23 protein-coding genes are annotated in these 26,878 nt (G+C 73.0%); 8 read left to right on the top strand and 15 right to left on the bottom strand.

The genetic code is table 11. The features are described from left to right. Window positions 1–53: 53 nt before the first annotated feature. Window positions 54–1,841 carry a cytochrome c oxidase subunit I gene (ctaD, locus tag ACFXGA_RS19230; RefSeq protein WP_378089645.1) on the bottom strand — a complete coding sequence of 596 codons (1,788 nt, stop codon included), beginning with the start codon at window positions 1,839–1,841 and terminating at the stop codon, window positions 54–56. 196 nt (window positions 1,842–2,037) lie between these two features. Then, entirely contained in the window at window positions 2,038–2,826 is a 789-nt protein-coding gene (locus ACFXGA_RS19225; RefSeq protein ID WP_378089643.1) for a hypothetical protein, read from the bottom strand. 253 nt (window positions 2,827–3,079) lie between these two features. Between ACFXGA_RS19225 and ACFXGA_RS19220 the strand changes: the two genes are divergently transcribed. Continuing rightward, a complete protein-coding gene (locus ACFXGA_RS19220) occupies window positions 3,080–3,688 on the top strand; it encodes a hypothetical protein (protein WP_378089641.1) in 609 nt (202 codons plus the stop codon). On the opposite strand, the gene ACFXGA_RS19215 is transcribed toward ACFXGA_RS19220, so the two are convergent. The 7 genes from ACFXGA_RS19215 to ACFXGA_RS19185 form a co-directional block, all read right to left on the bottom strand. Beyond that, entirely contained in the window at window positions 3,663–4,235 is a 573-nt protein-coding gene (locus ACFXGA_RS19215) for an acireductone dioxygenase (protein ID WP_378089639.1), read from the bottom strand. The two genes, ACFXGA_RS19220 and ACFXGA_RS19215, sit on opposite strands and share 26 nt — an antisense overlap. A gap of 5 nt (window positions 4,236–4,240) precedes the next feature. Further along, complete coding sequence (gene mtnB / locus ACFXGA_RS19210) at window positions 4,241–4,828, bottom strand: methylthioribulose 1-phosphate dehydratase (RefSeq protein WP_378089637.1); 588 nt, start codon at window positions 4,826–4,828, stop codon at window positions 4,241–4,243. Further along, window positions 4,825–5,490: an acireductone synthase gene (gene mtnC, locus ACFXGA_RS19205; RefSeq protein WP_378089635.1), complete on the bottom strand. Its 666-nt coding sequence runs from the start codon at window positions 5,488–5,490 to the stop codon at window positions 4,825–4,827. The genes mtnB and mtnC overlap by 4 nt, the downstream gene beginning before the upstream one ends. Beyond that, window positions 5,483–6,490 (bottom strand): s-methyl-5-thioribose-1-phosphate isomerase, encoded by a 1,008-nt coding sequence (locus ACFXGA_RS19200; RefSeq protein ID WP_378089633.1) that lies wholly within the window; start codon window positions 6,488–6,490, stop codon window positions 5,483–5,485. The genes mtnC and ACFXGA_RS19200 overlap by 8 nt, the downstream gene beginning before the upstream one ends. Then, on the bottom strand, window positions 6,490–7,614 hold the full coding sequence (locus ACFXGA_RS19195; RefSeq protein ID WP_378089632.1) for an acyl-CoA dehydrogenase family protein: 1,125 nt from the start codon (window positions 7,612–7,614) through the stop codon (window positions 6,490–6,492). Before ACFXGA_RS19195 ends, ACFXGA_RS19200 begins: the two co-directional genes overlap by 1 nt. 93 nt (window positions 7,615–7,707) lie before the next feature. Continuing rightward, a complete protein-coding gene (locus tag ACFXGA_RS19190; RefSeq protein ID WP_378089630.1) occupies window positions 7,708–8,844 on the bottom strand; it encodes a hypothetical protein in 1,137 nt (378 codons plus the stop codon). Continuing rightward, window positions 8,841–9,935 (bottom strand): XRE family transcriptional regulator, encoded by a 1,095-nt coding sequence (locus ACFXGA_RS19185; RefSeq protein ID WP_378089628.1) that lies wholly within the window; start codon window positions 9,933–9,935, stop codon window positions 8,841–8,843. The genes ACFXGA_RS19190 and ACFXGA_RS19185 overlap by 4 nt, the downstream gene beginning before the upstream one ends. Before the next feature lie 199 nt (window positions 9,936–10,134). Between ACFXGA_RS19185 and ACFXGA_RS19180 the strand changes: the two genes are divergently transcribed. Next, complete coding sequence (locus tag ACFXGA_RS19180) at window positions 10,135–10,371, top strand: hypothetical protein (protein WP_378089626.1); 237 nt, start codon at window positions 10,135–10,137, stop codon at window positions 10,369–10,371. Window positions 10,372–10,438: 67 nt separating this feature from the next. Then, the gene (locus ACFXGA_RS19175) at window positions 10,439–11,266 is read left to right on the top strand and encodes a hypothetical protein (RefSeq protein WP_378089624.1); all 828 of its coding nucleotides are present in this window, start codon (window positions 10,439–10,441) and stop codon (window positions 11,264–11,266) included. A 77-nt stretch (window positions 11,267–11,343) separates the two neighbouring features. On the opposite strand, the gene ACFXGA_RS19170 is transcribed toward ACFXGA_RS19175, so the two are convergent. Together ACFXGA_RS19170 and ACFXGA_RS19165 are read right to left on the bottom strand one after the other, a co-directional pair. Next, window positions 11,344–13,119 carry a family 20 glycosylhydrolase gene (locus ACFXGA_RS19170; protein ID WP_378089622.1) on the bottom strand — a complete coding sequence of 592 codons (1,776 nt, stop codon included), beginning with the start codon at window positions 13,117–13,119 and terminating at the stop codon, window positions 11,344–11,346. A 515-nt stretch (window positions 13,120–13,634) separates the two neighbouring features. After that, window positions 13,635–15,842 (bottom strand): germacradienol/geosmin synthase, encoded by a 2,208-nt coding sequence (locus ACFXGA_RS19165; protein WP_378089620.1) that lies wholly within the window; start codon window positions 15,840–15,842, stop codon window positions 13,635–13,637. 228 nt (window positions 15,843–16,070) lie between these two features. Here ACFXGA_RS19165 and ACFXGA_RS19160 point away from each other — a divergent pair, with 228 nt between their 5' ends. The 4 genes from ACFXGA_RS19160 to ACFXGA_RS19145 all read left to right on the top strand — a co-directional run bounded on the left by ACFXGA_RS19160 (window position 16,071) and on the right by ACFXGA_RS19145 (window position 20,473). Beyond that, entirely contained in the window at window positions 16,071–16,529 is a 459-nt protein-coding gene (locus tag ACFXGA_RS19160) for an SRPBCC family protein (protein WP_378089618.1), read from the top strand. Window positions 16,530–16,619: 90 nt separating this feature from the next. After that, the gene (locus ACFXGA_RS19155) at window positions 16,620–17,438 is read left to right on the top strand and encodes an ABC transporter ATP-binding protein (protein WP_378089615.1); all 819 of its coding nucleotides are present in this window, start codon (window positions 16,620–16,622) and stop codon (window positions 17,436–17,438) included. 36 nt (window positions 17,439–17,474) lie between these two features. Beyond that, window positions 17,475–18,443, top strand: a complete 969-nt coding sequence (locus ACFXGA_RS19150) for an ABC transporter substrate-binding protein (protein ID WP_378089613.1) — start codon at window positions 17,475–17,477, stop codon at window positions 18,441–18,443. Further along, window positions 18,443–20,473, top strand: a complete 2,031-nt coding sequence (locus tag ACFXGA_RS19145) for an iron ABC transporter permease (protein WP_378089611.1) — start codon at window positions 18,443–18,445, stop codon at window positions 20,471–20,473. Before ACFXGA_RS19150 ends, ACFXGA_RS19145 begins: the two co-directional genes overlap by 1 nt. 2 nt (window positions 20,474–20,475) lie before the next feature. On the opposite strand, the gene ACFXGA_RS19140 is transcribed toward ACFXGA_RS19145, so the two are convergent. Then, window positions 20,476–21,741 carry a hypothetical protein gene (locus ACFXGA_RS19140; RefSeq protein ID WP_378089610.1) on the bottom strand — a complete coding sequence of 422 codons (1,266 nt, stop codon included), beginning with the start codon at window positions 21,739–21,741 and terminating at the stop codon, window positions 20,476–20,478. A gap of 126 nt (window positions 21,742–21,867) precedes the next feature. Here ACFXGA_RS19140 and ACFXGA_RS19135 point away from each other — a divergent pair, with 126 nt between their 5' ends. Next, entirely contained in the window at window positions 21,868–22,410 is a 543-nt protein-coding gene (locus tag ACFXGA_RS19135) for a nuclear transport factor 2 family protein (protein WP_378089608.1), read from the top strand. On the opposite strand, the gene hisS is transcribed toward ACFXGA_RS19135, so the two are convergent. The 3 genes from hisS to ACFXGA_RS19120 form a co-directional block, all read right to left on the bottom strand. Continuing rightward, window positions 22,407–23,705: a histidine--tRNA ligase gene (gene hisS, locus ACFXGA_RS19130; RefSeq protein WP_378089606.1), complete on the bottom strand. Its 1,299-nt coding sequence runs from the start codon at window positions 23,703–23,705 to the stop codon at window positions 22,407–22,409. The two genes, ACFXGA_RS19135 and hisS, sit on opposite strands and share 4 nt — an antisense overlap. A 63-nt stretch (window positions 23,706–23,768) precedes the next feature. Next, window positions 23,769–25,142, bottom strand: a complete 1,374-nt coding sequence (locus tag ACFXGA_RS19125) for a serine hydrolase (RefSeq protein ID WP_378089604.1) — start codon at window positions 25,140–25,142, stop codon at window positions 23,769–23,771. Then, the gene (locus ACFXGA_RS19120) at window positions 25,139–26,818 is read right to left on the bottom strand and encodes a sulfatase-like hydrolase/transferase (RefSeq protein WP_378089602.1); all 1,680 of its coding nucleotides are present in this window, start codon (window positions 26,816–26,818) and stop codon (window positions 25,139–25,141) included. The genes ACFXGA_RS19125 and ACFXGA_RS19120 overlap by 4 nt, the downstream gene beginning before the upstream one ends. Window positions 26,819–26,878 lie beyond the last annotated feature (60 nt).

The raw sequence follows: 26,878 nt of genomic DNA, 5'->3' as shown, positions 1-26,878 counted from the left end.
ACCCGGGACGGTCGTCGGGGCTCGCCGGTGAACCTGCGTCCAGGTTACAAGCGCTACTTGTGGTCGCCCTCGGTCCCTTCCGACGCTGTGCCGGATTGCACAGCGGCGGCGGCCGCCTCGGACGGGGCCTTCGGGGCGTCCTCGTGCGCGATCGCCTTGCCGGTGAACGTCACGTGCGCCTCGCTGTGCAGCCGCTCGATCATGTGCGGGTAGTGCAGCTCGAAGGCCGGGCGGGCGGAGCGGATGCGGGGAAGCTCGGTGAAGTTGTGCCGCGGCGGCGGGCACGAGGTGGCCCACTCCAGCGAGTTGCCGAAGCCCCACGGGTCGTCCACGTGCACGGTCTCGCCGTAGCGGTAGCTCTTGAACACGTTCCAGATGAACGGCAGCGTGGACGCGCCCAGGATGTACGCGCCGATCGTGGAGATCGTGTTCAGCGTGGTGAAGCCGTCGCTGGGCAGGTAGTCCGCGTACCGGCGCGGCATGCCCTCGTTGCCCAGCCAGTGCTGCACCAGGAACGTGGCGTGGAAGCCGAGGAACGTGGTCCAGAAGTGGAGCTTGCCCAGGGGCTCGTCCATCATCCGGCCGGTGATCTTCGGGAACCAGAAGTAGATGCCCGCGAAGGTGGCGAACACGATCGTGCCGTAGAGCACGTAGTGGAAGTGCGCGACGACGAAGTACGTGTCCGACACGTGGAAGTCGATCGCCGGCGCGGCCAGCAGGATGCCGGACAGGCCGCCGAAGAGGAACGTGACGATGAAGCCGATGCTGAACAGCATGGGCGTCTCGAACGTCAGCTGCCCCTTCCACATCGTGCCGATCCAGTTGAAGAACTTGATGCCGGTCGGCACGGCGATCAGGAACGTCATGAACGCGAAGAACGGCAGCAGCACCGCGCCGGTGGCGTACATGTGGTGCGCCCACACCGCCACGGACAGCGCCGCGATGCCCAGCGTCGCGTAGACCAGGCCGTTGTAGCCGAAGATCGGCTTGCGGCTGAACACCGGGAAGATCTCCGACACGATGCCGAAGAACGGCAGCGCGACGATGTAGACCTCCGGGTGGCCGAAGAACCAGAACAGGTGCTGCCAGAGGATCACGCCGCCGTTGGCCGGGTCGAACACGTGGGCGCCCAGGTGGCGGTCGGCCAGCAGGCCCAGCAGCGCGGCGGTCAGGATCGGGAACGCCAGCAGCACGAGCACCGAGGTCACCAGGATGTTCCAGGTGAAGATCGGCATGCGGAACATGGTCATGCCGGGCGCGCGCAGGCACACCACGGTGGTGATCATGTTGACCGCGCCGAGGATGGTGCCGAGACCACCGACGACCAGGCCGGAGATCCACAGGTCGGCGCCGACGCCGGGCGAGTGGATGGCGTTCGACAGCGGGGTGTAGGCGAACCAGCCGAAGTCGGCCGCGCCACCCGGCGTGAGGAAGCCCGCCATCACGATCAGGCCGCCGAACAGGTACAGCCAGTACGAGAAGGCGTTCAGGCGCGGGAACGCCACGTCCGGCGAGCCGATCTGCAGCGGCAGGACGAAGTTGGCGAACCCGAAGACGATGGGCGTCGCGTACAGCAGCAGCATCACCGTGCCGTGCATGGTGAAGAGCTGGTTGAACTGCTCCTGCGACAGGAACTGCATGCCCGGTCGGGCCAGCTCGGTCCGCATCAGCATGGCCATCGCGCCGCCCACCATGAAGAAGGCGAACGAGGTGACCAGGTACATGATCCCGATCTGCTTGTGGTCCGTGGTGCGGAACATCCGCAGCAGGAACGAACCCTTGACCGCCTGGCGAGTCCCGAAGGGCCGCGTTGCGATCGGCTGCGGGGCTACGGCCGTCACGGTGCCTCCTGCACTGTCTGGTTCTGGCTTCGCCGGCGGGTGGCGCCGCCGGCTCATCGGATCGTAGACGGCTGCGTTCCGGGGGTCTGCGCTGGGCCGGCCCCTGGATCAAGTGAGGTAGCGCAGGTCACAACCGTCGTGAGCGCCGAGGGCCGCCCCCGCGGGGGTGCGGGGGCGGCCCTGTGCGGCGGCGGGGTCAGCGGCGCAGCAGGCCGCGCAGCTTCGGCGAGGCGACGAACGCCGCGCCCGCGGCGACCAGCCCGAGGCCGACGACGAGCAGCCAGCCGCCGTCGAAACCGGTGTTGGCCAGGTCGTTGTCGTCGGCGACGGGCGCCGCGACCGGGGCGGAGGTGCTGGTCGGGGTGACCGCGACCGAGGTCGTGGACGTCGGCGTGACCTCCACCGTCTCCTCACCGGGGTTCTCCCCGCCGGGGTTCTCGCCGCCCGGGTTCTCGCCACCGGGGTTCTCCCCGCCCGGGTTCTCACCACCCGGGTTCTCGCCGCCGGGGTTCTCGCCGCCGGGCTCCTCCGACGTGGTCTTCTCGGCGCAGAAGAACCAGTGGCTGATGCCCGCCGGCTTGCCGTTCGGGTTGAGCGGCGAGTGCAGGCCCTCCCACGGCAGGTCGCCGAGCGGCTTCGTGCCCTCCGGCGGGGTCGTGAAGTAGACGTTGTAGCCGTCGCCGCCCTTCACCACGACGCCCGTCACGGTGTAGCCCTCCAGGCCGCCCGTGATCGTGACGTGGGTGTCGGTCTGGGTGCTCGGCAGGGTCGGCGTGCCCTCCTCGTCGAACGCCTGCCCGGCCAGGCCCGCCCTGGCGCACGCGTTCTCGTGGTTCCACTCCAGGTTCTTGGCGTGCGGGACGGCGCGGTCGTCCCCCGCGGCCGGGGTGCCGCCGGAAGGGGACGCCGTGGCGGTGCCGCCCAGGAGGCCGGAGGCGCCCAGGGCCAGGAGGGTCGCTGCTCCGAACAGGCGACGGGAGGTCATGCGCATGGTGCTGCTCCGCAGGTGTCGAGGGCTGACCGGGGGATCGAACTACACCGGCTGTCCCTCTATCGAGGTAGCCCATTCAGATGACTTGGGTTGCGGTCCATTCGTTATGCGGTGGTGACGTTACCGATCGGTAACGGCTCGGCGACGTCAGTGCGCACCGCTGTCGGGTCGTGGCGCACGGCCACCGGGATGGCACGATCCAAGGCACGCGTCCGACGACGGCGCGACCGGCACGGTGGGGGGTGCGATGCTGACCGAGCGCTGGCACGAGGCGGTCCGCGTGCTGGGCGGCACGCACGGTCCCGGCGACCTCGCCGAGCGGTACGCCGAGCCGCACCGCCGCTACCACGACGCCGATCACGCGCTGGCCGTCGTGCGCGACGCCGACGCGCTCGCCGAGGCCGACGGCCGCACGGCACGGGAGCGCGCGGTGCTCACGCTCGCCGCCCTGGCGCACGACGTCGTCTACGACGGCCGCCCCGGCGAGGACGAGCGCCGCAGCGCCGAGTGGGCGCGGGCCCGGCTCGCCGGGCTGGCCGAGGCCGACGCGGTGGCCGGGCTGGTGCTCGCCACCGCGGACCACACCTCGGACGACCCGTTGACGTGCCTGCTGCTGGACGCCGACCTGGCCGTCCTCGGCGCGGACCCGGAGACCTACGAGCGGTACCGGTCCGCCGTGCGGGCCGAGTACGCGCACGTGCCGGACGACGCGTGGCGGGCCGGGCGCGCCCGCGTGCTGCGGTCGCTGGCCGGGCGCGACCGGCTGTACGTCACGCCGCGTGCCCGCGCCCGCTGGGAGGACCGGGCCAGGGCCAACCTGGCGGCGGAGCTCAGCTCGCTCGGTGACCCGCCATGAGCGCGTCGAACGTCGGGAACGCCTTGGCGATCTCGCTGCCGGTGAAGTTGCCGACCCAGCCGTCGTCGTCGTGGAAGAACCGGATCGACACGTAGTCGGGCCGGGTGCCCATGTCGAACCAGTGGGTGGTGTTCGCCGGCACGCTCAGCAGGTCGCCCGCCTCGCACAGCACCGCGTGCACGCGCCCGTTGACGTGCAGGTAGAACACGCCGGCGCCGCGCGCGAAGAACCGGTCCTCGTCGTCGTCGTGGGTGTGCTCGGCCAGGAACTTCAGCCGCGCCTGCCCCGCCGACTCCAGCCACTCCGGGTCGTCCGACGGCGTCATCTCCATCGCGTCGACCAGGGTGTAGCCCTCGGTCTCCGTCACCCGGGCGACCTGCTCGGCGTAGACCTCCAGGGCGTTCTCCTTCGTCACCCCCGGCGCCACCGGCCACCGCTCGTAGCGGACGCCGAGCTGCTTCAGCTCCACCGCGATCTCGGCGGGGTCGGCGGTGCGCACCAGAGCGGTCCCCGGGTCGGTGTCCGACCACACGGTCAGCAACGTCATCGCGCCTACCTCCTGTGGGTTTCGGCCTTGAAGCGGAGCAGCCACTCCAGGCACTCCAGCCGGTGCCGCGCCTGGTAGAGGTCCTCACCCCACACGTACACCCCGTGCCGGGCCACGATCAAGGCGGGCACGTCCTCGGCGTAACCGGCCTCGAACGCGTCGCCCAGCACCTTCATGTCCTGGCTGTTCGGCACCACGGGGACGACGACCACGTCGTCGTGCGCCCGGCGGCCGAAGCCCTTGAGCATCTCCAGGTCGCGCAGCTCGACGCCGTCAGGCCACAGCTCGCCCGCGACCACGGGCGCGAGGGCGTGCACGTGCACCACCGCGCCCGCGCCGGACACCGCCGCGATCCGCCCGTGCAGGCCCGCCTCGGCCGACGGCACGCGCACCGGGTCGTCGGTGCGGCCCTCGGCGTCGACCAGCACCACGTCGTCGGGGGTCAGCTCGCCCTTGTCCTTGCCGCTGACGGTCACCGCGAGCCGCAGCGGGTCGCGGTCCACGACCACGGACAGGTTGCCCGACGTGCCGCGCATCCAGCCCATCGCGGTGTACCGGGCGCACTCGGCGGCCAGCGCCTCGCCGGGCGTCACAGGGACCGCACCGTCCGGTGCGGGCCGAAGTCGGCGTCGCCGTAGGGCTCGCCGGGGCGCGCCACGCCCACCGTCGCCCAGCCGGCCTCGGCGGCGGCGTCCAGCTCGGCGGGCACGTCGGAGTAGAACGTGATGTCGGTCGAGCCGAGCACGGAGGCGATCTTGAGGTACGACCCGGCCTCGCGCTTCGGGCCGGCGTTGGCGGTGTCGAAGTGGTGCTCGAACAGCGGCGTGAGGTCGCCGTCGGTGGTGTGGGCGAAGAACGCCACCTGGCCCGCCACCGAGCCGGACGAGAACACGGCGAGCCGCACGCCGTCCGCGTGCCACCGGCGCAGCGCCGGGACCACGTCCGGGAAGAACTCGGCCACCAGGTCGCCCACGGCGTAGCCGCGCTGCCAGATCAGGCCCTGCAACGTCTTGAGCGGGGTGGCCTTGCGGTCGGCGTCCATCCAGCCGTGCAGCACGCGCACCAGCTCGTCCGTGCCGCCGTCCACACCGGACAGCTCGCGGATCTGCGCCACGGCCTCGACCACGGCCGGGTCGTCGGCGTGCGCGTCGAGCCACGGGCCCAGGCGCGGCCGGGCGTAGTCGTACAGCGTGACCAGGACCTGGTCGGTGGCGCTGAGCGTGCCCTCGATGTCCAGCACGACCCACTTAGTCATGAACGTCCCCAACGTAGTAATCGGCCAACCCGTGCGGAGCGTACGCACCGCGGTCGGTCACCACCTGCGTCACGAACCGCGGCGGCGTCACGTCGAACGCCGGGTACAGGCCCCGGGCGCGGTCGGTGGCCGTGCGGCGGCCCAGCGTGTGCCGCACCTCGTCGCCCGGCCGGTGCTCGATGGGCACGTCGGCGGCGGTCGGGGCCAGGCGGTCCGGGGCCTGCACCATGGCCAGGAACGGCACGTCGAACGCGTGCGCGGCGACCGCGAGGCCGAGCGTGCCGACCTTGTTGACCACGTGCCCGTCCATGGTGACCCGGTCGGCGGCGGTGAGCAGCACGTCCACGTCGCCGGTGGACATGACGGCCGCGCCCATGCCGTCGGTGATGAGGGTGGTGTCCACGCCCATCTCCCCCAGCGTCTCCGCGGTGAGCCGGGCGCCCTGGAGGTACGGGCGGGTCTCCGTGCAGACGAACCGCAAGCGCTTGCCCATCGCGCGGGCGGCGGTGACGGTCTCGGTCAGGTACAGGTCGGCCCAGCAGTGCGTGAGCACCGCGCCGTCGTCGGGCAGCAGCTCGGCGGTGTGCGTGCCGAGCCGGCGGCTGCGGTCGCGGTAGCGCCGGTCCCCCGCCTCCGCGCCGGCCAGCGCCCCGGCTTCGAGGTCGTCGTGCGCGTCCACGCCCGCGAGCACCGCGGCGACCGCCTTGCGCAGGTGGTTGTTGGTGGGCCGGGTCGCGACCAGGAGCCGGCCCGCCCGGTCGAGGCGGGCGCGGGCCTCGTCGCGCGGCAGGCCGCGGGCCTCCCGGGCGGCCAGCACCATGCCGTACAGCGCGGCGAAGTACGGCCCGGAGGACTGGGTGACCATGTCCTCGATGGCCTTGGCGACCTCGGCGACCGTGGCGCACCGCACCCACGTCTTCTCGAACGGGAAGTTGCGCCGGTCGAGCACGTGCACGCCGTCGTCCTCCAGGCGCACGCTGCGCGCGAGCAACGGCTCCATCAGCTGTACCCGGTCAGCGGGGCGCGCTCGCCGGTCAGGTAGTGCGCGCCGACCTCGCGGGCCTTGTACGACACGGGGTCGTGCAGGGTGAGCGTGCGGGCGTTGCGCCAGAACCGGTCGAAGGCGTAGCCGGCGGCGGTGGCGCGCGCGCCGCACAGCTCGAACACCCGGCTGGTGGTCTGGTTGGCGACCCTGGTCGCGACGACCTTGGCCGACGAGATGGCGGCGGCGGTGTCGGCGCGTTCGTCGGCGGTCAGCGCGGCGCCGCGGGCACTGGCCCGGTCCAGCCGGTCGGAGGCGTGGTCGGCGAGGAGGCCGGCGGCCTGCGTCTCGGCCACCAGCTCGCCGTAGGCGGCGAGGATGTACGGGTCGGCGGTGGCGCTGTCCACGCCGCTGAGGAACCACGGGCGGGTGGTCGTGCGGGTGTAGCGGGCGGCCTCGGCCAGCGCGCCCTCGGCCATCGCCACGTACAGCTGGGCCAGCACGGCCTGGAAGCCGAGCGCGGCCAGCGACAGGCGTTGGTCGTTCTCGTCGTGCGCGCCCAGGACCTGCTCCTCCGGCACGTGGACGCGGTCGAACACGACGCCGCCGCTGGCGGTGAGGCGTTGGCCGATGTTGTCCCAGTCGCCGGCGTAGGTGATGCCGGCGGCCTTCGCGTCGAGGGTGAAGGTCACCTTGCCGCCGGTGTCTGTGCGGGTGGCGCTGACCACGAGCCGGTCGGCGACCGACGCGCCGGTGGCGAACGTCTTGCGCCCGGACATTTCGAACCCGCCGGTCACGGGCCGCAGCTCCAGGGCGGCGTCCAGCGGGTTGCTGACCCCGGCCCAGAACAGGTTGTCGCCCGCGTCGAACGCGGGGTTGTCGAACAGGCCGCTGCGCCAGACCTGGAGGTAGTGGTAGCCGAGCAGGTGGCCGACGTTGGCGTCGGCCGCGCCGACGACCCGGGTCACGGCCTGCTGCGTGCCCCAGTCGGCGACGGTCAGCAACCCGGACCGCCGCAGCGCCTCCACCTCGGCCACGGGCTCCGCACCGCGCCGGTCCCGTTCCGCCGCGTCCACCCGCAGCGCCTCGGCCAGCTCCTCGGCGACGGTCAGCCACTTCCGCCGACCATCGGTGCTCGTCATGCGCCCTGCCTCCCGCTCGTCCGCGTCCCAGCAGGCGAGCCTAATCGCCGGCGCGGGCGGCGGGCTGAGCGTTCCGCCACATGGGAGGCGCGGTCAGGGCGCGACGTAGGTGGCGTGCCCGACCAGCCGCAGCTCCGTCACGGCGCCGCGCAGGTCGGCCGCGCCGCGCGGGAAGGTCCCGACGTGCGCGGCCCACGCGCGCCGGTCCTGGGCCAGCGCCTTCAGGTACCGCACGCACAGCGACGGCGGGATGGCCTCGCACCGCTTGCGGGCCGCCCGCAGGGCGATCTCCATCAGCATCGCCTCGTCGTCCGGCCGCCCCCGCGACCGGATGCGGCCGAGGATGCCGTCGATCAACGCCACCCGGCTGTGCAGGAACTTCTCCCAGTAGCCCTCGTCCCCCGCCGCCTCGAAGCCGCCGTCGTCGTCCAGCAGCGCGAACACGCCCTCGGCGAGGCAGTCGCCGAACTCCTCCATCTCGGCCCGCTGCTCGGTGGCGAAGGGGTCGTACGGCTTCTGCCGCACCCGGCCCGTGACCGCCGAGCGGCGCAGACCGGCCTCGTCGAGCAGGAAGAACCAGTCCTCGTTGTAGATCGTCGGGAAGAACGAGGTCATGGACTCGCGGCCGATCACCAGCGCGCCGCCGCCGATGAACGTGCCCTGGTCGCCGCCGGTCTCGCGGTGCGCGTGGCAGACCACCGAGTTGTCCGGGAAGCCGCCGACCTCCAGCCCGACGGCCGCGTAGCCCTCCGAGACCAGGCCGGCCGCCGCGTCCAGGTCGGCGGGCGCGGGCACGGTGATGTCGTCGTCCAGGAACGCCACCCGGTCCCACCCGACCACCCGGGACACGAGCAGGCCGAGGTTGCGCTTGAAGCTCGTGTCGGTGTGCCGCACGAACTCCGTGGGGCTCAACACCTTCGCGGTGGCCGACAGGCGGGGCATCAGCGAGGCGGGCAGCGCGCGGACGTCCACCACCAGCGCCTCGACGCCCCGGGTGCGGGCGAGCTTCGCGGCCCGGTCGGGCGCGGCGGCGCCGCTGGCGAGCACGACGAGGGGCCGGCCGAGGTCGGCGGCGACCCCGACGGCCTTCTCGAGGTGGCGCCACGGGCGGTTGGTCGGCACGACGATGGCGTCGACCCGGCCCGGCGGGCAGTCGGCGACGTCCACTCTGGTCAGCAGCTTGCCGTGCGACGCGTGGTGCGCCACGGGGGCGGGCGCGGTGGTGTTCACCCGGTGTTCTCCGGCCATTCGAAGAGGCGGGACTCGGGCAGGTTCCAGTCCGGGGTGACCACCCGGCCGTTCACCACCAGCACCCGGGTGAGGACGCTGTAGGAGTCGAGGCCCGGGAATCGCCGGGTGAGGTACTCCGCGTTGCGGTCGCGGAACCTGCCGTCGGTCAGTGCCCGCACGACGCCGAGGGTCCCCCGACCGTACTGGCCGTTGCAGATCGTCACCGTTCGCTTGTGGTTGAACGGGTTCGTGCCGCGGTAGAAGTGGGCGACGTCCTCCAGCAGGACCTCGCGGTCGCCCTTGCGGGCCAGCCTGGGCGCGTAGAGGCGTTCCTCGCCGCCGGGCGTGCGCACCACGAACCCGCCCGCCTCGGACTCGTCGTGGCGGGCGACCTGCGTGACGGGGAGGTCGACGCGGTCGAGCAGCTCGCGCGTGACGAGGTTCCAGTCGACGCCGCCGAGCAGCACGAGGTGCGTGGTGTAGTCGTCGGGCGCGAGGTCGGACGCGATGCGGAAGTTGACCTGGCTGCGCGGGTTGACCGAGCGGATGTGGCCGTGCAGCTCGATCAGGGCGTCGAGGTCGGCGTAGGTGTACAGCTCGACGTAGTCCGGCTGGGTCGGGTCGGAGTAGGGCATCCGGGCGCGCATGTCGGCCGGGAGCTGGGCGACCACGATGGTGATGTCGTGCCGGTCGTCGAAGTACCAGAAGCCGCGGTTCGCGCGGTCCCCGACCGGGGACGTGCCGTCCTGGCGCTGGTCGGCGGCGCGCAGGTCGGTCAGCTCGCGCAGCAGCTCGTCGCGGTGGCGCAGCTCCTCGGGCGTCAGCTCTTCGACCGGCAGCAGGCGGTAGGGGCGGGTGGCGACGGAGCGCCGGGTGGCGAAGAACGTGGCGTAGGCGGCGAGGCGGTGCAGCGGCGGGGTCTTGGGCTTGCCGCGGCTCTCCCACGACGACAGCAGGGGCACGCTGGCGGGCTTCTCGGCGCTGAACGCCTGCGCGAGGTCGCTCTGGGTGATCGTGACGTCCGGCCAGCGCTCCTCGCGCAGCGCCCGCAGGCGGTGCGCCAGGCGGTGGGAGTCCTCGGAAACGACCACGTCCGCGCGCCCTTCAGTGAACTTCAGCGTATCCGCTGAAGCGTGAAACATACACGATGGCGACGAAAAGTCACGAGCTGATACGCCCGGACGGGCCTTGTCAGTGAAGTACAGCGCCACTTACCCTCATCTTGCTGAGGTTCAGTCAACTTCAGTGAGTCAAGGTGAAGTCCACCCAGGAAGCCATCCGGGGGTCGCCATGTACCTGCTCACCGCGTTAGCCCAATCCTCCGAGACCGCCGAGTGGACGCCGGTCGCGCTGGTGGTCCTGATCGGCGCGTTGGCGCTGGTCATGGGCCTGGCCAGGCTCCTGCGCCGGATGCTCGGCCTGGTGACCAAAGTCCTGCTGTCGGCCGGGGCGGCCATGACCGGGATCGCCTCGATGCTCATCCTGTGCACCGCGCTGACCACGGTCCTGCTGGTGTACGCCCGGTGAACCACCGCGTGCGGAGCACCCCCTTCGTCTACGGTATGCGGGCCTGTACCGAAGGGGGAGCCGCACGATGGACCTGTCGCGCAGATCGTTCTCCGGGGGGACCGCCGTGGCCGCGGGGGCGCGGCCGACCCCCGGTGCGACCGCCGCGCCGGCTCGGGCGCTGCCGCGTCCACACCGGACGTCCACACCGCACCTGCTGGAGGCGGAGCAGCTCGTCGGCTACCTGTCGCTGCCGACGTGCCCGCTGGCGAACAACACGTACAAGGAGCCGGACCAGCCGAACGTGGTCCGGTGGGGCACGCCGGGCGACGCGTCCGACTGGGTCAACCGGAGCCAGTGCGCGTCGTTCCTGACCGCCGTGCTGAAAAGGACGTACCGGTGGGCGACGTCGGCGTTCTTCACCGCCCACTTCGGGGTGGCGAGCCCGTTCGCGCGCGACTACCGGGCGGCGTTCGCGGAGCGGGAGATCCCGCACTTCGAGCGCGTCACCAGGGTGGCGGACCTCCGACCGGGCGACCTGATCGCGATCGACTACCGCAACGACCAGGACACCAACACCGGGCACGTGGTGATGGTGCGGTCGGTCAAGGGCGTCTACACCGCGCCCGGCTCCGGCCTGAACTTCCCCGGCGAGACGCAGTACGCGGTGGAGGTCGTGGACTGCACGGCCGTGCCGCACGGCGTGTACGGGGTGGGCAACTACTTCCGGTTCCCGGACAACCGGATCTTCAACGCGACCGCGTCGACCGACGGCGCCGGGTACGGGCACATGATGTTCTACGCGTCCGACGCGACCGGCGCCTTCAGCCGGTACCGGTGGAGCGTGAACACGTCCTCCGCGGGGGCCTACACGATGGCCCAACGCCCCGTGTCGGCCGCCCGCGTCACGTCCTGAGCGTTCAACTCGGGGTACCTGGACGTAGGACACACGCGACCTGGACGTAGGACTCACGCGCGTGTCCTACGTTCGGGTCAGAGGCGCTGCCAGAGGGCGGGGACGTTCGGCGGCTCCCAGCCGGGTTGGGACGTGTGCGCCTGGCGGCACTGGTAGGTGACACCGTTGTAGGTGACCTGGGCACCCACCGCGTACGCACGGTTCGGGGCCCAGGTGCCGGACGGCTGCGTGGTCGTGGTGGTCGTGGTGGTCGTGGTGGTCGTGCCGCCGTTGTCCCACGGCACCTGCGGTGAGCGGTAGAAGTCGATGCCCATCGCGGTCCAGCGCGGGCCCTGCGCGCCCAGCCGGAGGCGGAACGCCTCCCAGTCGTGCGTCGACCACGGCGACCAGCCCAGCTCGGCGATCGCGGCCAGGCGCGGGAACGCCATGAAGTCGAGGTGCGCCGGCGTCACGATCGTCTCCGTCCACAGCGGGGCCTCGACGCCGCGCACGGCCGACTCCGGCACCCCGCTCACGTGCGTGCCGGGGTTCCAGTTGTAGGCGTCCCGGACCTCGACCAGCCCGGCCCAGCTCAGCCCGAGCGGCGTGCCCGAGTGGTACTTCATGTCCAGGTACGCCTTGTTCGCGGGCGACATCAGGATCTTCTGGCCGCGCGCGGCGGCGTTCTGCACCACGGCGTTGGACGTCGTCGTGCCCCAGTACTGCGCGACCGCGCCCGGGTCGGTGGTGGTCTTGACGAACTCGTGCCAGCCCATCGCCTTCTTGCCGTACTTGCCCACCAGCGGCAGCACCCGGTCCATGAACGTCCGGTACTCCTGGTCGGTGGTCGCGTTCGCCTCGTCGCCGCCGATGTGGAAGTACGGGCCGGGCGTCAGCGCGGCGATCTCGCGGATCACGTCCTCCACGAACGTGTAGGTGATGTCCTTGGACACGCACAACGACGAGTAGCCGACCGCGATGTCCGTGCGCAGCGCGGGGGCGACGCCGTTGCAGTTCAGCTCGGCGTAGGAGGCCAGCGCCGCGTTGGTGTGGCCGGGCAGGTCCACCTCGGGCACGACGGTGATGTGCCGGGCCGCCGCGTACGCCACGATCTCCTGGTACTGCGCCTTGGTGTAGTACCCGCCGGGGCCGCCGCCGACCTGCGTGCTGCCGCCGTAGGTGGCCAGCCGGGGCCAGCTGTCGATCGCGATGCGCCAGCCCTGGTCGTCGGTCAGGTGCAGGTGGAAGTAATTGACCTTGTAGAGCGCGAGCTGGTCGAGGTACCGCTTGACCGTGGCCACGGGGTGGAAGTGGCGCGCCACGTCCAGCATCGCGCCGCGGTGGGCGAACCTCGGGTAGTCGGTGATCGTCGCGCCCGGCACGGTCCACGGCCCGGCCTGCGCGGTCCGGCTCTCGACCTTGGCGGGCAGGAGTTGGCGCAACGTCTGCACGCCCGCGAACAGGCCCGCCGGGGTGTTGGCGCGCAGCTGCACGGCCGCGGCCGTGACGACGAGGTGGTAGCCCTCGTCGCCGACGGACGCGGGCGCGCCGCCGAGGAGCAGCGAGATGCCGTCGGCGGGCGTGCCGGTGGTGTCGGTGACGGGCAGGGCGTAGCCGGTCGGGGGGCGCAGCAGGGCGGCCAGCCGGTCGCCGACGGCGTGCGCCGCGGGTGAGGTGTAGATCTTCGCGTCGGCGGCGACGGTGTGCGTGACACCGGCGGCGGGCTGCACCGAGACCGGCACGGGCACGATGCCGCGCAGCGGTTCGGCGGCCGAGGCCGCGATGGTTCCTGAGGCGGCGTTCCACGTGACGGTCGCGCCGACGACGGTCACCAGGACGGCGAGCGCGCGGGCCGTCCTCGCTGGGAGTTTCACCGTTGGACCTCCTCGGGGGCGGGGCGGCGGCCGGCTGCGCCCAGCGTGCGGACGCCCGGGAGGGTCTGTCAATGGGTCTAGACCATTTGCGCCCGAAGTCCGCCCCTTGGCCCCCGGGACCGGCAGGTTCAAGGTTCGTCCCAGGTTCGTCCCCGGTCGCCCGGGCAGGGTGGCCCCATGACCGCGGACGGGTGAGGGAACACCGGCGCACCCCGCGGTCCACGAGGGGTCGGCGGGCCCCCCCGGGCCCCCCCCCCCCGGCGGGCCCCGCGGCCGACCGCGCCCCCCCCCGGGGCCCCGGGGGGGGCGGCCCCCCCCCCGGCCCCCCCCCGGGGGGGGGGACGTCGCGTCGTCCGTGCCCGGGGACGGTCGGCCGGGGGTGCGGCGGTCCGCGGGCGAAGGGGCGTGGGAGTCAGCTCCCGGACCCGCGCCCGAGCTGCCCGCCGGCACCGGAGGGCGGCTCGCTGTCGCGGGGAGTCCCGTGCATCAGGTCGACGGGGGTGTCGGGTGAAGCGTCACCTGTTCACCAGGATGCGGGTCGACGCGGTGCCCAGGCCCGTCGGGCCGCGCAACGTCTGCGGGGTGAACGCCAACTCCGGGACGCCGAAGTGCTTGGCCAGGTCGGCGTCGTGGTAGCGGACCACGCTGCGGTGCCAGTTCAGGATGCCGGACAGCCAGTCCTCGAGTTCGCGGACGTAGGCGTTGAGCGCGTCCTGCGCCTCCCGGTCCAACCGGAACTCCTCGAACAACGCGGGCAGCTCCACCGCGACCGAGTGCCGGAACTGCGCCAGCCGCGCGTTCGCGAGGTCGGTCGCGATCGTCCACGCCCGGTCCGGGTCCACGTCGAGGAACTGGCGCACGACGAGCACGAGGTTGTGCACCTCGCCCTCGAACTGGATCTCCTTCCGGTACGAGAACAGGTCGTTGAGGATGATGGCGTAGTCCATCGCCGAGTTCTCGATGTTGCGGATGGTGCGGGTCCGGTAGATCTCGTCGGGCACGAGCCGGCCGTGGCCGAGCCGGGCCAGGCTCATGGTCAGCTCCGAGCCGAACGTGTGCCGCCGCATCTCGATGTAGTCGACCGGGTCGGGCACGCGGTTCTCGTGCTGGTTCTTCAGCTCCCACATCCAGCTGTCGAGCATCAGCTCCAGCGCGTGGCGCAACTGCCGGCGGTTGTCCTGCGGCATCGGGGCGGTGGTGCGCTGCCACACGTCGGCGAGGCCGCGTTCCAGCGGGGTCACGGGCGACGGCGGCGCGCCCTCCAGCGGCATCATCTGCTTGAGCCGGTCGGTGACGGCCTTGGCCACGGCCAGGTCGGGGGTCCGGCCGAACGCGACCGGGTAGTAGTCGTCGCCGTAGGTGCCCCAGGTCAGCCACAGCGCGTTGATCTCCAGCTCGTCCGCGGTGGCGTCCGGGTCGATGCCCGCCGAGCACAGCGCGAGGTCCATGTCGCGCAGCCGCTCCTCGGTCCACACGCGCGGCACGTCGTCGAACATGCCCATCTCGCGCGCCCAGGCGACGCTCTTCTCCCGCGCGTGCGCCCAGTGCGGGCTCACCGACAGCTCGAACGGCATGTCGAGCGCCGGTTCGGGCATCGACGGCACCTCTTCGAACGGCACGTGGCTGAAGCTGCGCAGCCGTTGCGGCGCGGTGGCGATCAGCGCGCGGGCGGCGCTCGTGCCCAGGCCGGTCGGACCGCCCAGCACCGGGTTCGCGGTGTCCAGGCCCTGGTTCATGTAGCGGCTGGAGCGGGCGTGCCACTCGTGGCCGCCGGACTGCCAGTCCTGCAGGCCCTTCACGTACGCCAGCACGGCGAGCCGGCCCGCCGGGTCGATCGCGTGCTCGTCGAGCAGCAGCGGCACCTCGGTGACGGCCGTGTGCTCGAACTGGTGCAGCCGGGACGTGAGCAGGTCGTTGACCGCCTCGGCGGCCTCCTGGGTCGGCAGGTCGAGGAACTTCTCCAGCACCAGGACGCCGTTGCTCAGCTCGCCCTCGTCCAGCACCTCGCGCTCGTAGGAGAACAGGTCGTTGCGCAGGTGCACGGCGTCGGCGAACGTGTCGCGCAGGACGCCCATCGGGCGGGTGAGGGCGATCCGGGCGGGCACCTCCATGCCGGTGACGTGCTCGACCAGGTTCGCCGACCACGGCGCGCCGCCCACCTTGCGGCGCATCTCGATGTACTCGATCGGGTTGGAGAGCCTGCCCTCGGAGATGTTCAGCAGCTCCCACATGGACTCGTCCAGCAGGTGCTTGGTGTTGTCGGCGAACCGGCGGCGCCAGTCCTCGGAGTGGCTGCCGACCGTGCGCGTCCACAGGTCGGCGAGGCCCTTCTCGACCGGGTTCGTCGGCTCGGCCGTGATCGCGCCGTCGACCGGCATGAACAGCGGCAGCCGGTCGAGGTACGCCTTCGCGCCCGCCACGTCCGGGTTGCGCTTGTACAGCTCCACGAAGTGGTCGTCGAAGTAGAAGACCCACACGTACCAGTCGGTGACGAGGTCGAGGTCGTCGGGCGTGGCGTCGGGGTGGGTGTAGGCGCAGAGCAGGGCGTAGTCGTGCGAGTCGAGGTCGTGCTCGGTCCAGATCACCGTGCCGTGCTGCGGCACGTCGATCATGTCCATCTCGCGCGCCCACGCCTTCGTGTGCGCCCGCGCGCGTTCCAGGCTGGGGTTCAGCCGTGCCGGGTACGGCGTGTAGAAGTCCGGCAACTGGAACGGCTGCGGCATCGGGTCGCACCTCTCGTCATGACCTGTCCGGTGTACGGAACCAGTGCCGGGGCAAGGCGGCCAAGACCCACCGCCGTGATCCACACGTTCGGGCGTTCGGTCCCCCCGACCGGCGCAACCGCGTGCTGCTTTGGGTGGCGTCCGCGGACCGCGACCGCACCGGTGCGGCTTCCCCGCGACCCGGCCGGGCGAGCGGTGGAAACGCACCGGAGGCGGCACACTGGACCCGTGCCCCGCCTGGAGCCGTTCGAGGTCGGTTTCTTCGAGTCGGCGCCGCAGCGCCACAGCTACGTGCTGGACCTGCCGGTGTCACCCGAACGTGTGTGGCGTGGGCTGACCGCGTCCAACCCGCTGTGGTGGTGCCGGCTGCTGTCGTCGTCCGAGTACACCTCGCCCCGCCCGTTCGGGGTGGGCACGACGCGCCGGACCTCCGTGCTGGGCGTGCTGCGCCTGCACGAGCGCTTCATCCGCTGGGAGGAGGGGCGGCGGCAGTCGTTCGCGGCAGACCGGGCGTCGCTGCCGGTGTTCCGCCGGTTCGGCGAGGACTACCTGGTGGAGCGGGCGGACGGCGGCTCGCGGCTCACCTGGACGTTCGCCTACGAGCCCGCCCTCAAGGTCGGCGGCCGGCTCAACGAGGTGGTGTTCCGCTCGCTCGTCGCGGACACGCGGCGGCACTTCGAGGGCTGATTTCGACCGCGCAGCGTTACGAGCTGGGCCGGAAAGTGCAGTAGATCACGCCCATATGGGTGATTAGCGAGATTAGGTTAGGCTCCCCTCATGTCTAAGGGAGACGCGCTGCTCGCCGGTGAGGAACTGGTTCTCGCGCACCACGACCGCGCGGTGGTGCACGGTGTCTCGCTCGGACTGCGCGCGGGCGCCGTGACGGCGCTCGTCGGCCCCAACGGGTCCGGCAAGTCGACCGTGCTGCGGTCCCTGGCGCGCCTGCACCGGCCGCGCGAGGGGCAGGTCCGGGTCGGCGGGCGGTCCGTGTGGGGGCACTCGCCGCTGTCGGGCAAGGAGTTCGCCCGCAACGTCACCCTCCTCACCCAGCAGCGGCCGACGCCCTCGGGCGTGTCCGTGCGCGACGTCGTCTCCTACGGCCGGTACCCGTACCGGACGGGGTGGCGCGGGGTGGACCTGGAGGGCGGCGCGGCCGTCCAGCGCGCCATGGACCTCACCGGCGTGACCCCGATGGCCGACCGGGGCGTGGACGAGCTGTCCGGCGGCGAGCTGCAACGCGTGTGGCTCGCGTCGTGCCTGGCGCAGCAGACCTCCGTGCTCCTGCTGGACGAGCCGACCAACCACCTCGACCTGCGCTACCAGGTGGAGGTGCTCGACGTGGTGCGCGACCTGGCCAACGACCACGACGTCGCGGTCGGCGTGGTGCTGCACGACCTCGACCACGCCGCGATCATCGCCGACGAGGTCGTGCTGCTGTCCGAGGGCCGGGTCGTCGCGGCGGGCGGGGTCCGCGACGTCCTCACCGCCGAGCACCTGACCCGCGCCTACGGCGTCACGGTGCACGTGGCCGACGACCCGGTGACCGGCGCGATCCACTGCCGCCCGCTGGGCAGGCACACCCCGCGACCGGCCTGACCGCCCCATCCCCCTTCACCCTGAGAGGTTCCAGCCATGCGCTTGCTCGCCCCTGCCCTCGTGACGGCGGCCGTGCTGCTGTCGGCGTGCGGCACGACGGAGACCCCGGCGTCCACCGCCCCGACCGGGTCCGCCGGCGGCCCGGTGACCGTGACCGACGCCCGCGGCAAGGAGGTCAAGCTCGACTCCCCGGCCGCGAAGGTCGTCACGCTGGAGTGGGCCGAGACCGAGACCGTCGCCTCCCTGGGTGTCATGCCGGTGGGCGTCGCGGACGCCGCCGGTTACAAGACGTGGGACGCGGCCGTGCCGCTCGCGGACGACGTGAAGGACGTCGGCAAGCGCAACGAGCCCAGCGTCGACTCGATCGTCGCGCTCGACCCCGACCTGGTGATCATGGCCAAGGGCCGGGACGAGACGCTGGTCGGCCAGTTGGAGAAGTACGTGCCGGTGATCGTCACCCAGGCCAGCGACGCCTCCCGCAACCTCGACCGGCTGCGCGAGGACACGAAGCTGATCGCCCGGGCCATCGGCAAGTCCGCCGAGGGCGACGCGCTGCTGTCCGACCTGGACGCCGCGATCGCCGACGGCAGGAAGGCGGTCGAGGCCAAGGGCGCGACCGGCACGCCGTTCGTCATGGCCGACGGCTGGCTGGAGGGCAGCACGGTCAACATCCGCCCGTTCGGCAAGGGCTCGCTGGTCTCCGACGCCGCCGAGGCGATCGGCCTGAAGAACGCGTGGACCGGCGAGGTGGACCCGCAGTGGGGCCTGGGCGCGACCGACGTCGAGGGCATGACCGCGGTCACCGACCCGAAGACCATGCTGTTCTACAGCGCCTCCGAGGAGGACGTGTTCACCACCGGCCTGGCCGCGAACCCGGTGTGGCAGCGGCTGCCGTTCGTGGCGAACGGGAAGATCGTCAAGCTGGAGCCGGGCACGTGGACGTTCGGCGGGCCGAAGTCGGTCGTCGGCGTCGTCGAGCAGTTCGTGAAGGCTGCCACCGCCTGATGCGCACCGCCGTCGTGACGGCGGGGATCGTGGCGCTCATCGCCGTGCTCTCCGCCGTCCACCTCACCCAGGGCACCGCGTCGACCGGTGTGCTCGACGTGCTCAACGCCGTGGTGGGCAACGGCGACGCGCAGACGCTCGCCGTGCTGGAGGGGTCGCGCGTGCCGCGCCTGCTGGCCGCGTTGCTGCTCGGCGTCGCGCTCGGCGTGGCCGGCGCGGGCATGCAGTCGGTCGCGCGCAACCCGCTGGCGTCGCCGGACACGCTCGCCGTCAACGCGGGCGCGCACCTGGCCGTGGTCGCGATCGCGGCGTTCGGGCTGAGCCTGCCCACGCTGCCCGCGGGCGGGGCGGCGTTCGTCGGCGGGCTGGCCGCGTCGGTGGTCGTGCTGGGGTTGTCCGGCGGCGGTTCGACCAGCCCCCGGCTGGTGCTCGTCGGCTCGGCGGTGATGCTCACGCTCCAGTCGGGGACCATGTTGCTGCTGCTGATGTACGAGCAGGAGACGACCGGGCTGTTCGCCTGGGGATCCGGGTCGCTGACCGTGAGCGACCTGGACGCGACCGCGCAGATGACGCCGGTCGTGCTGGTCGCGGTGGCGGTGTTGCTGGTGATGGGCCGGTCGCTCGACATCCTCGCGCTGGGGGACGACAACGCGACCGTGCTGGGGTTGAGGGTGCGGCGGACGCGCGTGGGCGCGGTGCTGCTGACCGTGGCGCTGACCGCGGCGGCGGTGACGATCGCCGGTCCGATCGGGTTCGTCGGGCTGAGCGCGCCGGTGATCACCCGGCTGCTGACGCCGTTCGTGCCGGGGCTGGGCAGGCACCGGGCGCTGCTGCCGGTGTCCGGGCTCGTCGGCGTGGTGATCGTGCTCGGCGCGGACGTGCTGCTGCGCGCGGTGATGGGTTCGGCGGCGGCGGTGCGGGTGCCGACCGGGGTCATGACGACGGTGCTCGGCGCGGTCGTGCTGATCTGGCTGGCCCGGCGGGGTCGGTCCGGGGGCGCGCCGCGGCAGGCCCCCGCCGGGCGGGTCGGGGTGGCCACGTCGTCCCGCCGGCTCGTGGTGACGTCCGCGGTGCTGGCGGTGCTGCTGGTCGTCGCGCCGACCGTCGGGCTGATGCTCGGGGACCGGGTGGTGCTGCTGGGCGACCTGGCGAACTGGTTCGCCGGGCGCACGGGCACCGCGTTGACGTTCGTGCTGGACCAGCGGCTGCCGCGGGTGCTGGCGGCGCTGGTGGCGGGCGCGGCGCTGGCCGTGGCCGGGTGCGGCATCCAGTCCGTGAGCCGCAACCCGTTGGCCGAGCCGGGCCTGCTGGGCATCACGGCGGGCGCGGGGCTGGGCGCGATCGGGTTGATCACGGCCGTGCCGATGGCCGGGGCGTGGCACGTCGCCGGGGCTGCCGGGGTGGGGGCCATGGTGGCGTTCGCGCTGGTCTACGGGCTGGCGTGGCGGTCCGGGCTGGACTCGGACCGGCTGGTGGTGATCGGCATCGCGATGTGGTCGGCCGGGATGGCGCTGATCACGCTGATGATCGTGACGTCGGACCCGTGGAACACGGCGAAGGCGTTGACGTGGATGTCCGGCTCGACCTACGGGCGGACGCTGGAGCAGGTGGTGCCGACCGCGCTCGCGCTGGCGCTGCTGACGCCGTTGCTGTGGGCGCGGCACCGGGAGCTGGACCTGCACAGCCTGGACGAGGACACGCCGCGCGTGCTCGGCATGCGGGTGGAGCGGTCGCGGCTGGTGATCCTGGTGGCGGCGGGCGTGCTGGCGGCCACGGCCGTGTCGGCGATCGGGGTGGTGGCGTTCGTCGGCCTGGTCGCGCCGCACCTGGCCCGGTCGCTGGTCGGCGGGCGGCACGCGCGCGTGCTGCCGGTCGCGGCGGCGGTGGGCGCGGTGCTGGTGAGCGCGGCGGACACGGTGGGCCGGACGGTCATCGCGCCGGCGCAGGTCCCGGCCGGTCTCGTGATCGCGTTGATCGGCACGCCGTACTTCGTGCTGGTGCTGTGGCGGACGCGGGAGATGCGCACCTGACCTCAGCGGCCGAGGACGAACAGCTGGCTCGCCTGACCGGTGCACGTGGTCTGGACGAGCTGGACGCCCGGCTCGGCGCGGCCGGAGAGGACGCCGATGCAGTACGCCGCGCCGGGCACCGAGCGGAGCCGGTAGCCGCCGTTGGCCGGTTCGAGGGTGAACCGCTGGTCGGCCCGGTTCGCGCCGCAGTTGTCGCCGGCGAGGAGGAGGCCGTCGTGCGTGCCGCCGTAGTCGACGGTGGCGCAGCCCAGGCCGTACTCGGCGTTGTGCAGCTTGATGCGGTAGGTGCCGTCGGCGAGGCGTTCCAGTTCGGTGGGCGGGGTGGCGGTGGCGCAGTCGTGCTGGCCCAGCACGATCCGCTGCGGGTTGGCCCGCTCCGGTCCTTCGCCGACGCACAGGCCGGTGTGGGCGAGACGGATCTGCTGGATGCCGTCCCTCGGCCCGGCGGCCGGGGGCGGTTGGGGGGCCGGGGGCGGCGCGGTGGCGGTGGTCGTGGTCGCGGCGGGCGGGGCTTGGGGTGCGGTGGTGGGCGGCGGCGTGGTGGGCGGTGGGGTGGAGGGTTCGGTGGTCGTCGGGTCCGCGGGCGGGGCGGTGGTGGAGGTGGCGGTCGGGGTGGTGGAGGCGGCGTTGTTCTGGGCGGGGGCCTCGGTGCCGTCGGTGAGGACGACGGCCAGGGCCACGATCGCGACCACGGCGAGCACCCCGGCCACCAGCGCGAGCCGTCGGCGGGTGGGGCGCGTGGGAACGTGGGTCGGGGGCGGGGCGGGCGGCTGCGGCAGGGGTGCGCTGGGGGCGGGCGGGGGTTCGGCGGGCTCGGACTCGACAGCCTCGGCCGCGACGGGCTCTGGCGCGACGGGCTCCGGTGCGGTCGGCGTGGGCTCGGCGGGCGTGGGCTCGGCGTTGTCGGCCTCGGTGTCGTCCGGCTCGGTGTCGTCCGGCTCGGCGATGTCCGGGGTGGGGGTGTCCGGGGTGGGGGTCGCGCCGGGAGCCAGGGAGGCCACGGCCAGGTCGGCGCGCAGGGCGGTCCAGGCGGCCACCGCCGCGTCGTCACCCCCGCACGCGCGGATGTAGGCGGCCAGCAGTTGTTCACGGGGCAGCGTGGCGCGGGACAGGGCGGTGCTCAGCGTGGACGCCGGCAGGACGTCCCCCGCGCGCGCCGCGCGGCGTTCGAGCTGCCGGTAGCTCAACCCCGACCGGACCCGCAGAGCGCGCAGGGCCGCGGTGAACTCGGCGGCGTCCCGGATTTCCGGCGGTGCCAAGCCTTCCACTGCGATTCCTCCCCCAAGGTCGGCCGACAGCATGGCACAACGGACCACCGCGCGCGGCACCCCATAACCGAACGGCATCGGCACAGGTCTTGGACACCGCGCGACCCGCCGCCCACGATCGGGACCATGACCGAGGAGCAGAACGCCCCCACCGTGTCCCGGGCCGACGTGCTGCGCGGCCTGGGCGCGACGGCGGTCGGCGTGGCGACGGGCTCGTGGCTCACCGCGGGCACCGCCACCGCCGCCGAACGCGACCACCCGCACGTGCGGCTGATCAAGGACTACTACGCGGCCTACGCCGCCGGCGACGTGGCCGCGCTGCGCCGGTTCTTCGCCGACGACATCCGGTGGACGATCCCCGGCCACCACCCGCTGTCCGGCACCAAGACCGGCGTCGAGGAGGTGCTGGCGTTCTTCGCCGAGCTGGCCAAGGCCGGGTTCCGCGCCGAACCGCTGTTCCTCGCCGCGGACGGCGACTGGGTCGTGGACCTGCACCGCGGCTGGAGCACCCGGCCGGCGGGCCTGGACATCACCTGGGCGCTGGCGTTCCGGATCCGCGGGCGGCGGATCGCGGAGGCGGTCAACTTCGCCGCCGACCAGCACGCGGCCGACCGCTTCTTCTGGCAGGCGTACCCGCTGGCGCGCATCCCGGACCGGCTGGCCCGCTAGCGACCGGGCCGGCCCCGGTCACGCGACCAGGACGCCGGGTCGGCCTCCTCCTGCACGCCGGTGGCCAGGTCCTTCACCTCGTGCGGCCGCCCGTCGGCGAACGGCGGGAACCACGCGAACGGGATGCCCTTGCGGGAGGCGTACCGGAGCTGCTTGGCGACCTTGTCCTCCTGGTGGTACAGCTCGACGGCGAGCCCCCGGTCCCGCAACGCCTTCGCGGTCGCCGTCGCGGTGCGCCGCCGGTCCTTCGGCAGCACCACGAGCACGTCCGCGGGCGAGGCGGGGCCGGTGTCGAGCAACCCCTCGGCCAGCATCTTGGCGAAGATCCGGGAGAACCCGATCGAGAGGCCGACCCCGGGCAGCCGGCGGCGGATGAACGACCCGGCCAGGTCGTCGTACCGGCCGCCCGAGCAGATCGCGCCGTACTCCGGCCAGTCCACGAACCGGCCCTCGTAGACCGTGCCGGTGTAGTAGTCCAGGCCGCGGGCGACGGAGAAGTCGGCGACGACGTTCGGCAGGTCGGACAGCTCGTCCAGCACGAAGTCCAGCTCGTCGAGCCCTTCCGCCAGCAACGCCGACTCCACGCCGAGCGCGCGCACGGCCCCCACGTCGCCACGCAACCGGGCCAGCTCCAGCACGGCCTCGACCTGCGCCGGCCGGAGCCGTTCCGCGAGCAGCGCCGCCACCCCGTCCGGGCCGATCTTGTCGATCTTGTCGACGGCGCGGACCACGTCGAGCGGCTCGGCCACGCCCAGCCCCTCGCAGAAGCCCTGGAGCACCTTGCGGTTGCTGACGGCGAGGGTCCACGGGGGCAGGTCGAGCGAGGTCAGGACGTCGTGCACGAGGCGGGGCAGCTCGGCGTCGAAGTGCGGCGCGACCTCGTCCACGTCGATCACGTCCACGTCGCACTGGGTGAACTCGCGGAACCGCCCCTCCTGCGGCCGCTCGCCGCGCCACACGCGCTGGATCTGGTACCGCTTGAACGGGAACACCAGCTCGTTGAAGTGCTGCGCCGCGTACCGCGCGAACGGCACGGTGAGGTCGAAGTGCAGCCCGAGCCGCCCCTCCTCCGCGCCCTGCGCCCGACCGAGCGAGTAGACCTCCTTCGACGTCTCCCCCTTGGCCAGCAGCACCTCCATGCGCTCCACGGACGGCGTCTCCACCGAGCAGAACCCGTACCGCTCGAACGCCGCCCGGATCACGTCGAGCCACCGCAGCTCGACCAGGCGCACGTGCGGCAGCCACTCGGGGAAGCCGCCGACGGGCACCGGACGCAGCACGGGTTGCTCGCTCATGACCGGAAGTGCACCGGAACCGCGCCCGACCCACCAACCGGATTTCCGATCGGGTGACGCGCGTCAGCGCGGCGTCGTCATGATCCGGTCGACGGCCGCGCCCAGCTTCGCGTACTTCTCGGTGTAGAGCACGGGGAAGACGCCGGGGCGGTCGGCCGGGCGGTGGCGGTCGACGTAGTCGGTGCCCAGGTTGCCGAACGCGACCACGACGTAGTGCCGTTCCGCCCCGCCCGGCAGGGACTTCACGATGCCCGCGTCGGCGGCGCTCGTGTCCACCCACCCCGTCTTGTGGCCGAACGCCACCTCCGCCACCGCGTCGCACGGCCGCACGTCGCTGTCGTACACGGCCGGCCCCACGGTCACCGTGCCGTCCGGCCCGACCCAGCGCGGCGGCGTGAGCTGGGGGATGCCCTGCGCCGGGTAGTCGCGTCCGCAGTGGTTCGTGGTGGACAGCATCTCGTTGTGGCCCTGGTCGGCCAACGACGCCAGGAACTGCGCGCGGGACGCCGCGCCGAGCCGGTCGGCGGTCACCTCCACACCCGCCTCGGTGACCCACAGGACGCCGGGCCCGCCGTTGACCAGCAGCAGCAGCTTCGCGGTGTCGATGGCGCCCATGTTCGACCCGATCCACCGGCCGCCGTTGCCCGGGTCGGTGCCGGTGACCATGAGCGTCGGCATGCCCAGCTCCGCGAACGTCCGGTTGACCTCGTCCCACGCGCCCAGGTCGTGCAGCATCTTGATCAACGCGCAGGTGGACTCGTTGCGCGACATGGTGATCATCCGGTCGAAGTGCCACCGGACCACCTCGGCGGACGGCCCGCCGCACACCGGGTGCGGCGTCACGGGCGAGTAGTCGTAGACCGCGTCCAGGTCCACCCGCCCCTGGTCGGCCAGCCGCAGCACGCCGAAGCCGACCATGAGCTTGAGCACCGACGCCGGGTACGGCGAGGTGAAGTCGATCGGCGCGCCCTCCCGGCCGGCGAGCACGTCGCGCGTGCCCCGACCGCCGTTGACGTCCCACTCGGTGTCGTCCCACCAGCGGTAGCGGACCTGGTCGGTGGACAGGGTCCGCCGGTCCAGCGGCACCACGACGCCGTTCGGGTACTGCGGGCTGAGCAGCACGTCCGCCATCGCAGCGGGCCGGCCGAGGCGGTCGAGCGCGATCACCGCCAGGTCCAGGTTCGGCGTCTGGTGCAGCGGTTTCGGCTCGGCCGGCCGGACGACCTCCCCGGCGGGCAACGGGTCGTGCTTCTCCGGCGCGCCCGCCCGTGAGGCCGTCGCCGCCGGCGGGGTCAGGTCGAGCACGTCGTTGAAGTCCTGCGCCACCACGGCCTGCCGCAGCGACTCGGCCAGGGCGTCACCGCCCGTCGCCCCGGCCGGCGTCGTCGTCACCACCACCGCGACGACGGCGATCAACGCGTGCCGAACGGTCGTCATCGGGCACCTCCGGTTGCCGCTGCGGACGGTAGTGCATCCGTCACCGCGGCGCAGTCAGGAGAACGTATGGCCAGGAACTGGTCCCGGAACGCGTTCATCGGCCGCACGGGGGCCTGCGGTGACGGCGCGAGCCCGTCGGTCCAGCCCCTGGCGGCGACCCGGGCCGTCACGGCGGGGTCGCGCGCCACGACCGTGACCGGCACGTCGCGCCCAGCCCCGGGACCGGTCACGAACGGCGCGGGTTGGTGGTCGCCCAGGAACACCAGGACGAGGTCGTCGTCCCCGTAGGTCTCGACGTACGAGACGAGGGTGTTCACCGAGTACGCGACGGTCCGCGCGTAGTCGGCGCGCACCGCCGCCGGGTCGCGGCCGAACATGTCCTCCGCCGGGGCCTCGCCCGACGTCATCGAGTGGTAGACCGAGCCGTCGCCGAGGGCGTCCCAGCCGACCGCCGCCGGGGACGGCGACCACGGCGCGTGGCTGGACAGCAGCGGGATCACGGCCATCACCGGCGCGTGCGCCCCCGCCCGCTCGAACTGCTGGAACCGCGCCAGGGTGAACTCGTCGGGCACGGCGGCGTAGCCGAAGCGCGGGCCCCGGTAGCCGAGGTCGTCGAGCGCGTAGACCCGGTCGTAGTCGAAGAACGCGCCCTCCGGCCACGCCTGCGTGATGCCGGGCATGACGCCGACCGCCCGCCAGCCCGCGCGCCGGAACGCGCCGCCCAGCGTCAGCCGGTCGCCCGCCAGCAGGGTGCGGTAGCGCTGCTGGTTGTCGACCCACAGCCCGGACAGCAGGGTGGCCTGGGCGAGCCAGCTCCCGCCGCCCGCCGTGGGCGAGGTGAGGTACGCGCTGCGCGCCGAGTACCCGGCCGCCGCCAACCGCCGCCCGCCCGCGTCGAGCGCCGGGCGCAGGAGCGGCGCGATGCCGGGGTGCTCCACCGCGGCCCGGCCGTAGCTCTCCACGAACGCCACCACGACGTCCTTGCCCCGCAACGCGGTCAGCAGCTCGCCGCCCGCCGTGCCGCCGAACGCGTCCACCGCCGACTCCGCCTCGAACTCCTCCCGGTCCCGCAGCCCCACGCCCACCTGGCGCGCGTGGTCGTAGAGGAACTCCGCCGTGCTGCCCGACGCGATCGGCCCGACGTGCGTGATCCGCACACCCGGCACGGCGAGCGCGACCCACGCGACGGCCAGCACCGCGACCGCCCGCGCGGCCGCCCCGCGCCGCCGCGCCACCACACCGCCGAGCCGCACCGCGGACCGCGCCATCAGGAACACCACCGCGAGCGCGAGCAGCACGGCCACCACCACGACCGCCACCGCCGCGAACCGCCCCGCCGTCACGTCCACGTAGTCCACCGCCGGCCCCAGCAACGGCCAGTCGAGCACCAGGTCGAACGGCCGGTACAGCACCGCGTCGAACCCGATGTCCAGCAGCTTCACCAGGAACACCACGCCGAGGCCCGCGCCGCCGACCGCCGCCGCCACGGGCCGCGCCCGTGCGGGCAGGACCAGCACCAGGGCCACGCCGAGCAGCCCCTCGACCGGGAAGCGCAGGAACGACAGGGGCGTCACCGAGTCGAAGTCGCCCGGCGTGACCAGGGCCAGCAGCACGAACACCGAGGCCAGGGCGGTGACCGCGACCCGACGGCCACGACGGTCCACGGTGTCGGTCATGCGGTCCTCTCCGGTCGTCCCACCCGGTACAACGCGAGCACACCCGGCGCGGTTCACCCG

Origin of the sequence: Actinosynnema sp. NPDC059335, assembly GCF_042752395.1 — a bacterium.
Taxonomy (GTDB): Bacteria; Actinomycetota; Actinomycetes; order Mycobacteriales; family Pseudonocardiaceae; genus Actinosynnema.
The sequence above is the reverse complement of the archived record's forward strand: the minus strand, read 5'-3'. Positions and strand labels throughout refer to the sequence as shown.

Bases quoted from the DNA above. Each gene is read 5' to 3' on its own strand.
- ACFXGA_RS19155 (WP_378089615.1), top strand. From the start codon at position 16,620: ATGTCTAAGGGAGACGCGCTGCTCGCCGGTGAGGAACTGGTTCTCGCG.
- hisS (WP_378089606.1), bottom strand. From the start codon at position 23,705: ATGAGCGAGCAACCCGTGCTGCGTCCGGTGCCCGTCGGCGGCTTCCCC.
- ACFXGA_RS19220 (WP_378089641.1), top strand. From the start codon at position 3,080: ATGCTGACCGAGCGCTGGCACGAGGCGGTCCGCGTGCTGGGCGGCACG.
- ACFXGA_RS19120 (WP_378089602.1), bottom strand. From the start codon at position 26,818: ATGACCGACACCGTGGACCGTCGTGGCCGTCGGGTCGCGGTCACCGCC.
- ACFXGA_RS19200 (WP_378089633.1), bottom strand. From the start codon at position 6,490: ATGGAGCCGTTGCTCGCGCGCAGCGTGCGCCTGGAGGACGACGGCGTG.
- ACFXGA_RS19165 (WP_378089620.1), bottom strand. From the start codon at position 15,842: ATGCCGCAGCCGTTCCAGTTGCCGGACTTCTACACGCCGTACCCGGCA.
- ACFXGA_RS19215 (WP_378089639.1), bottom strand. From the start codon at position 4,235: ATGACGTTGCTGACCGTGTGGTCGGACACCGACCCGGGGACCGCTCTG.
- ACFXGA_RS19125 (WP_378089604.1), bottom strand. From the start codon at position 25,142: ATGACGACCGTTCGGCACGCGTTGATCGCCGTCGTCGCGGTGGTGGTG.
- mtnC (WP_378089635.1), bottom strand. From the start codon at position 5,490: ATGACTAAGTGGGTCGTGCTGGACATCGAGGGCACGCTCAGCGCCACC.
- ACFXGA_RS19225 (WP_378089643.1), bottom strand. From the start codon at position 2,826: ATGACCTCCCGTCGCCTGTTCGGAGCAGCGACCCTCCTGGCCCTGGGC.
- ACFXGA_RS19135 (WP_378089608.1), top strand. From the start codon at position 21,868: ATGACCGAGGAGCAGAACGCCCCCACCGTGTCCCGGGCCGACGTGCTG.
- ACFXGA_RS19195 (WP_378089632.1), bottom strand. From the start codon at position 7,614: ATGACGAGCACCGATGGTCGGCGGAAGTGGCTGACCGTCGCCGAGGAG.
- ACFXGA_RS19180 (WP_378089626.1), top strand. From the start codon at position 10,135: ATGTACCTGCTCACCGCGTTAGCCCAATCCTCCGAGACCGCCGAGTGG.
- ACFXGA_RS19150 (WP_378089613.1), top strand. From the start codon at position 17,475: ATGCGCTTGCTCGCCCCTGCCCTCGTGACGGCGGCCGTGCTGCTGTCG.
- ACFXGA_RS19145 (WP_378089611.1), top strand. From the start codon at position 18,443: ATGCGCACCGCCGTCGTGACGGCGGGGATCGTGGCGCTCATCGCCGTG.
- ACFXGA_RS19175 (WP_378089624.1), top strand. From the start codon at position 10,439: ATGGACCTGTCGCGCAGATCGTTCTCCGGGGGGACCGCCGTGGCCGCG.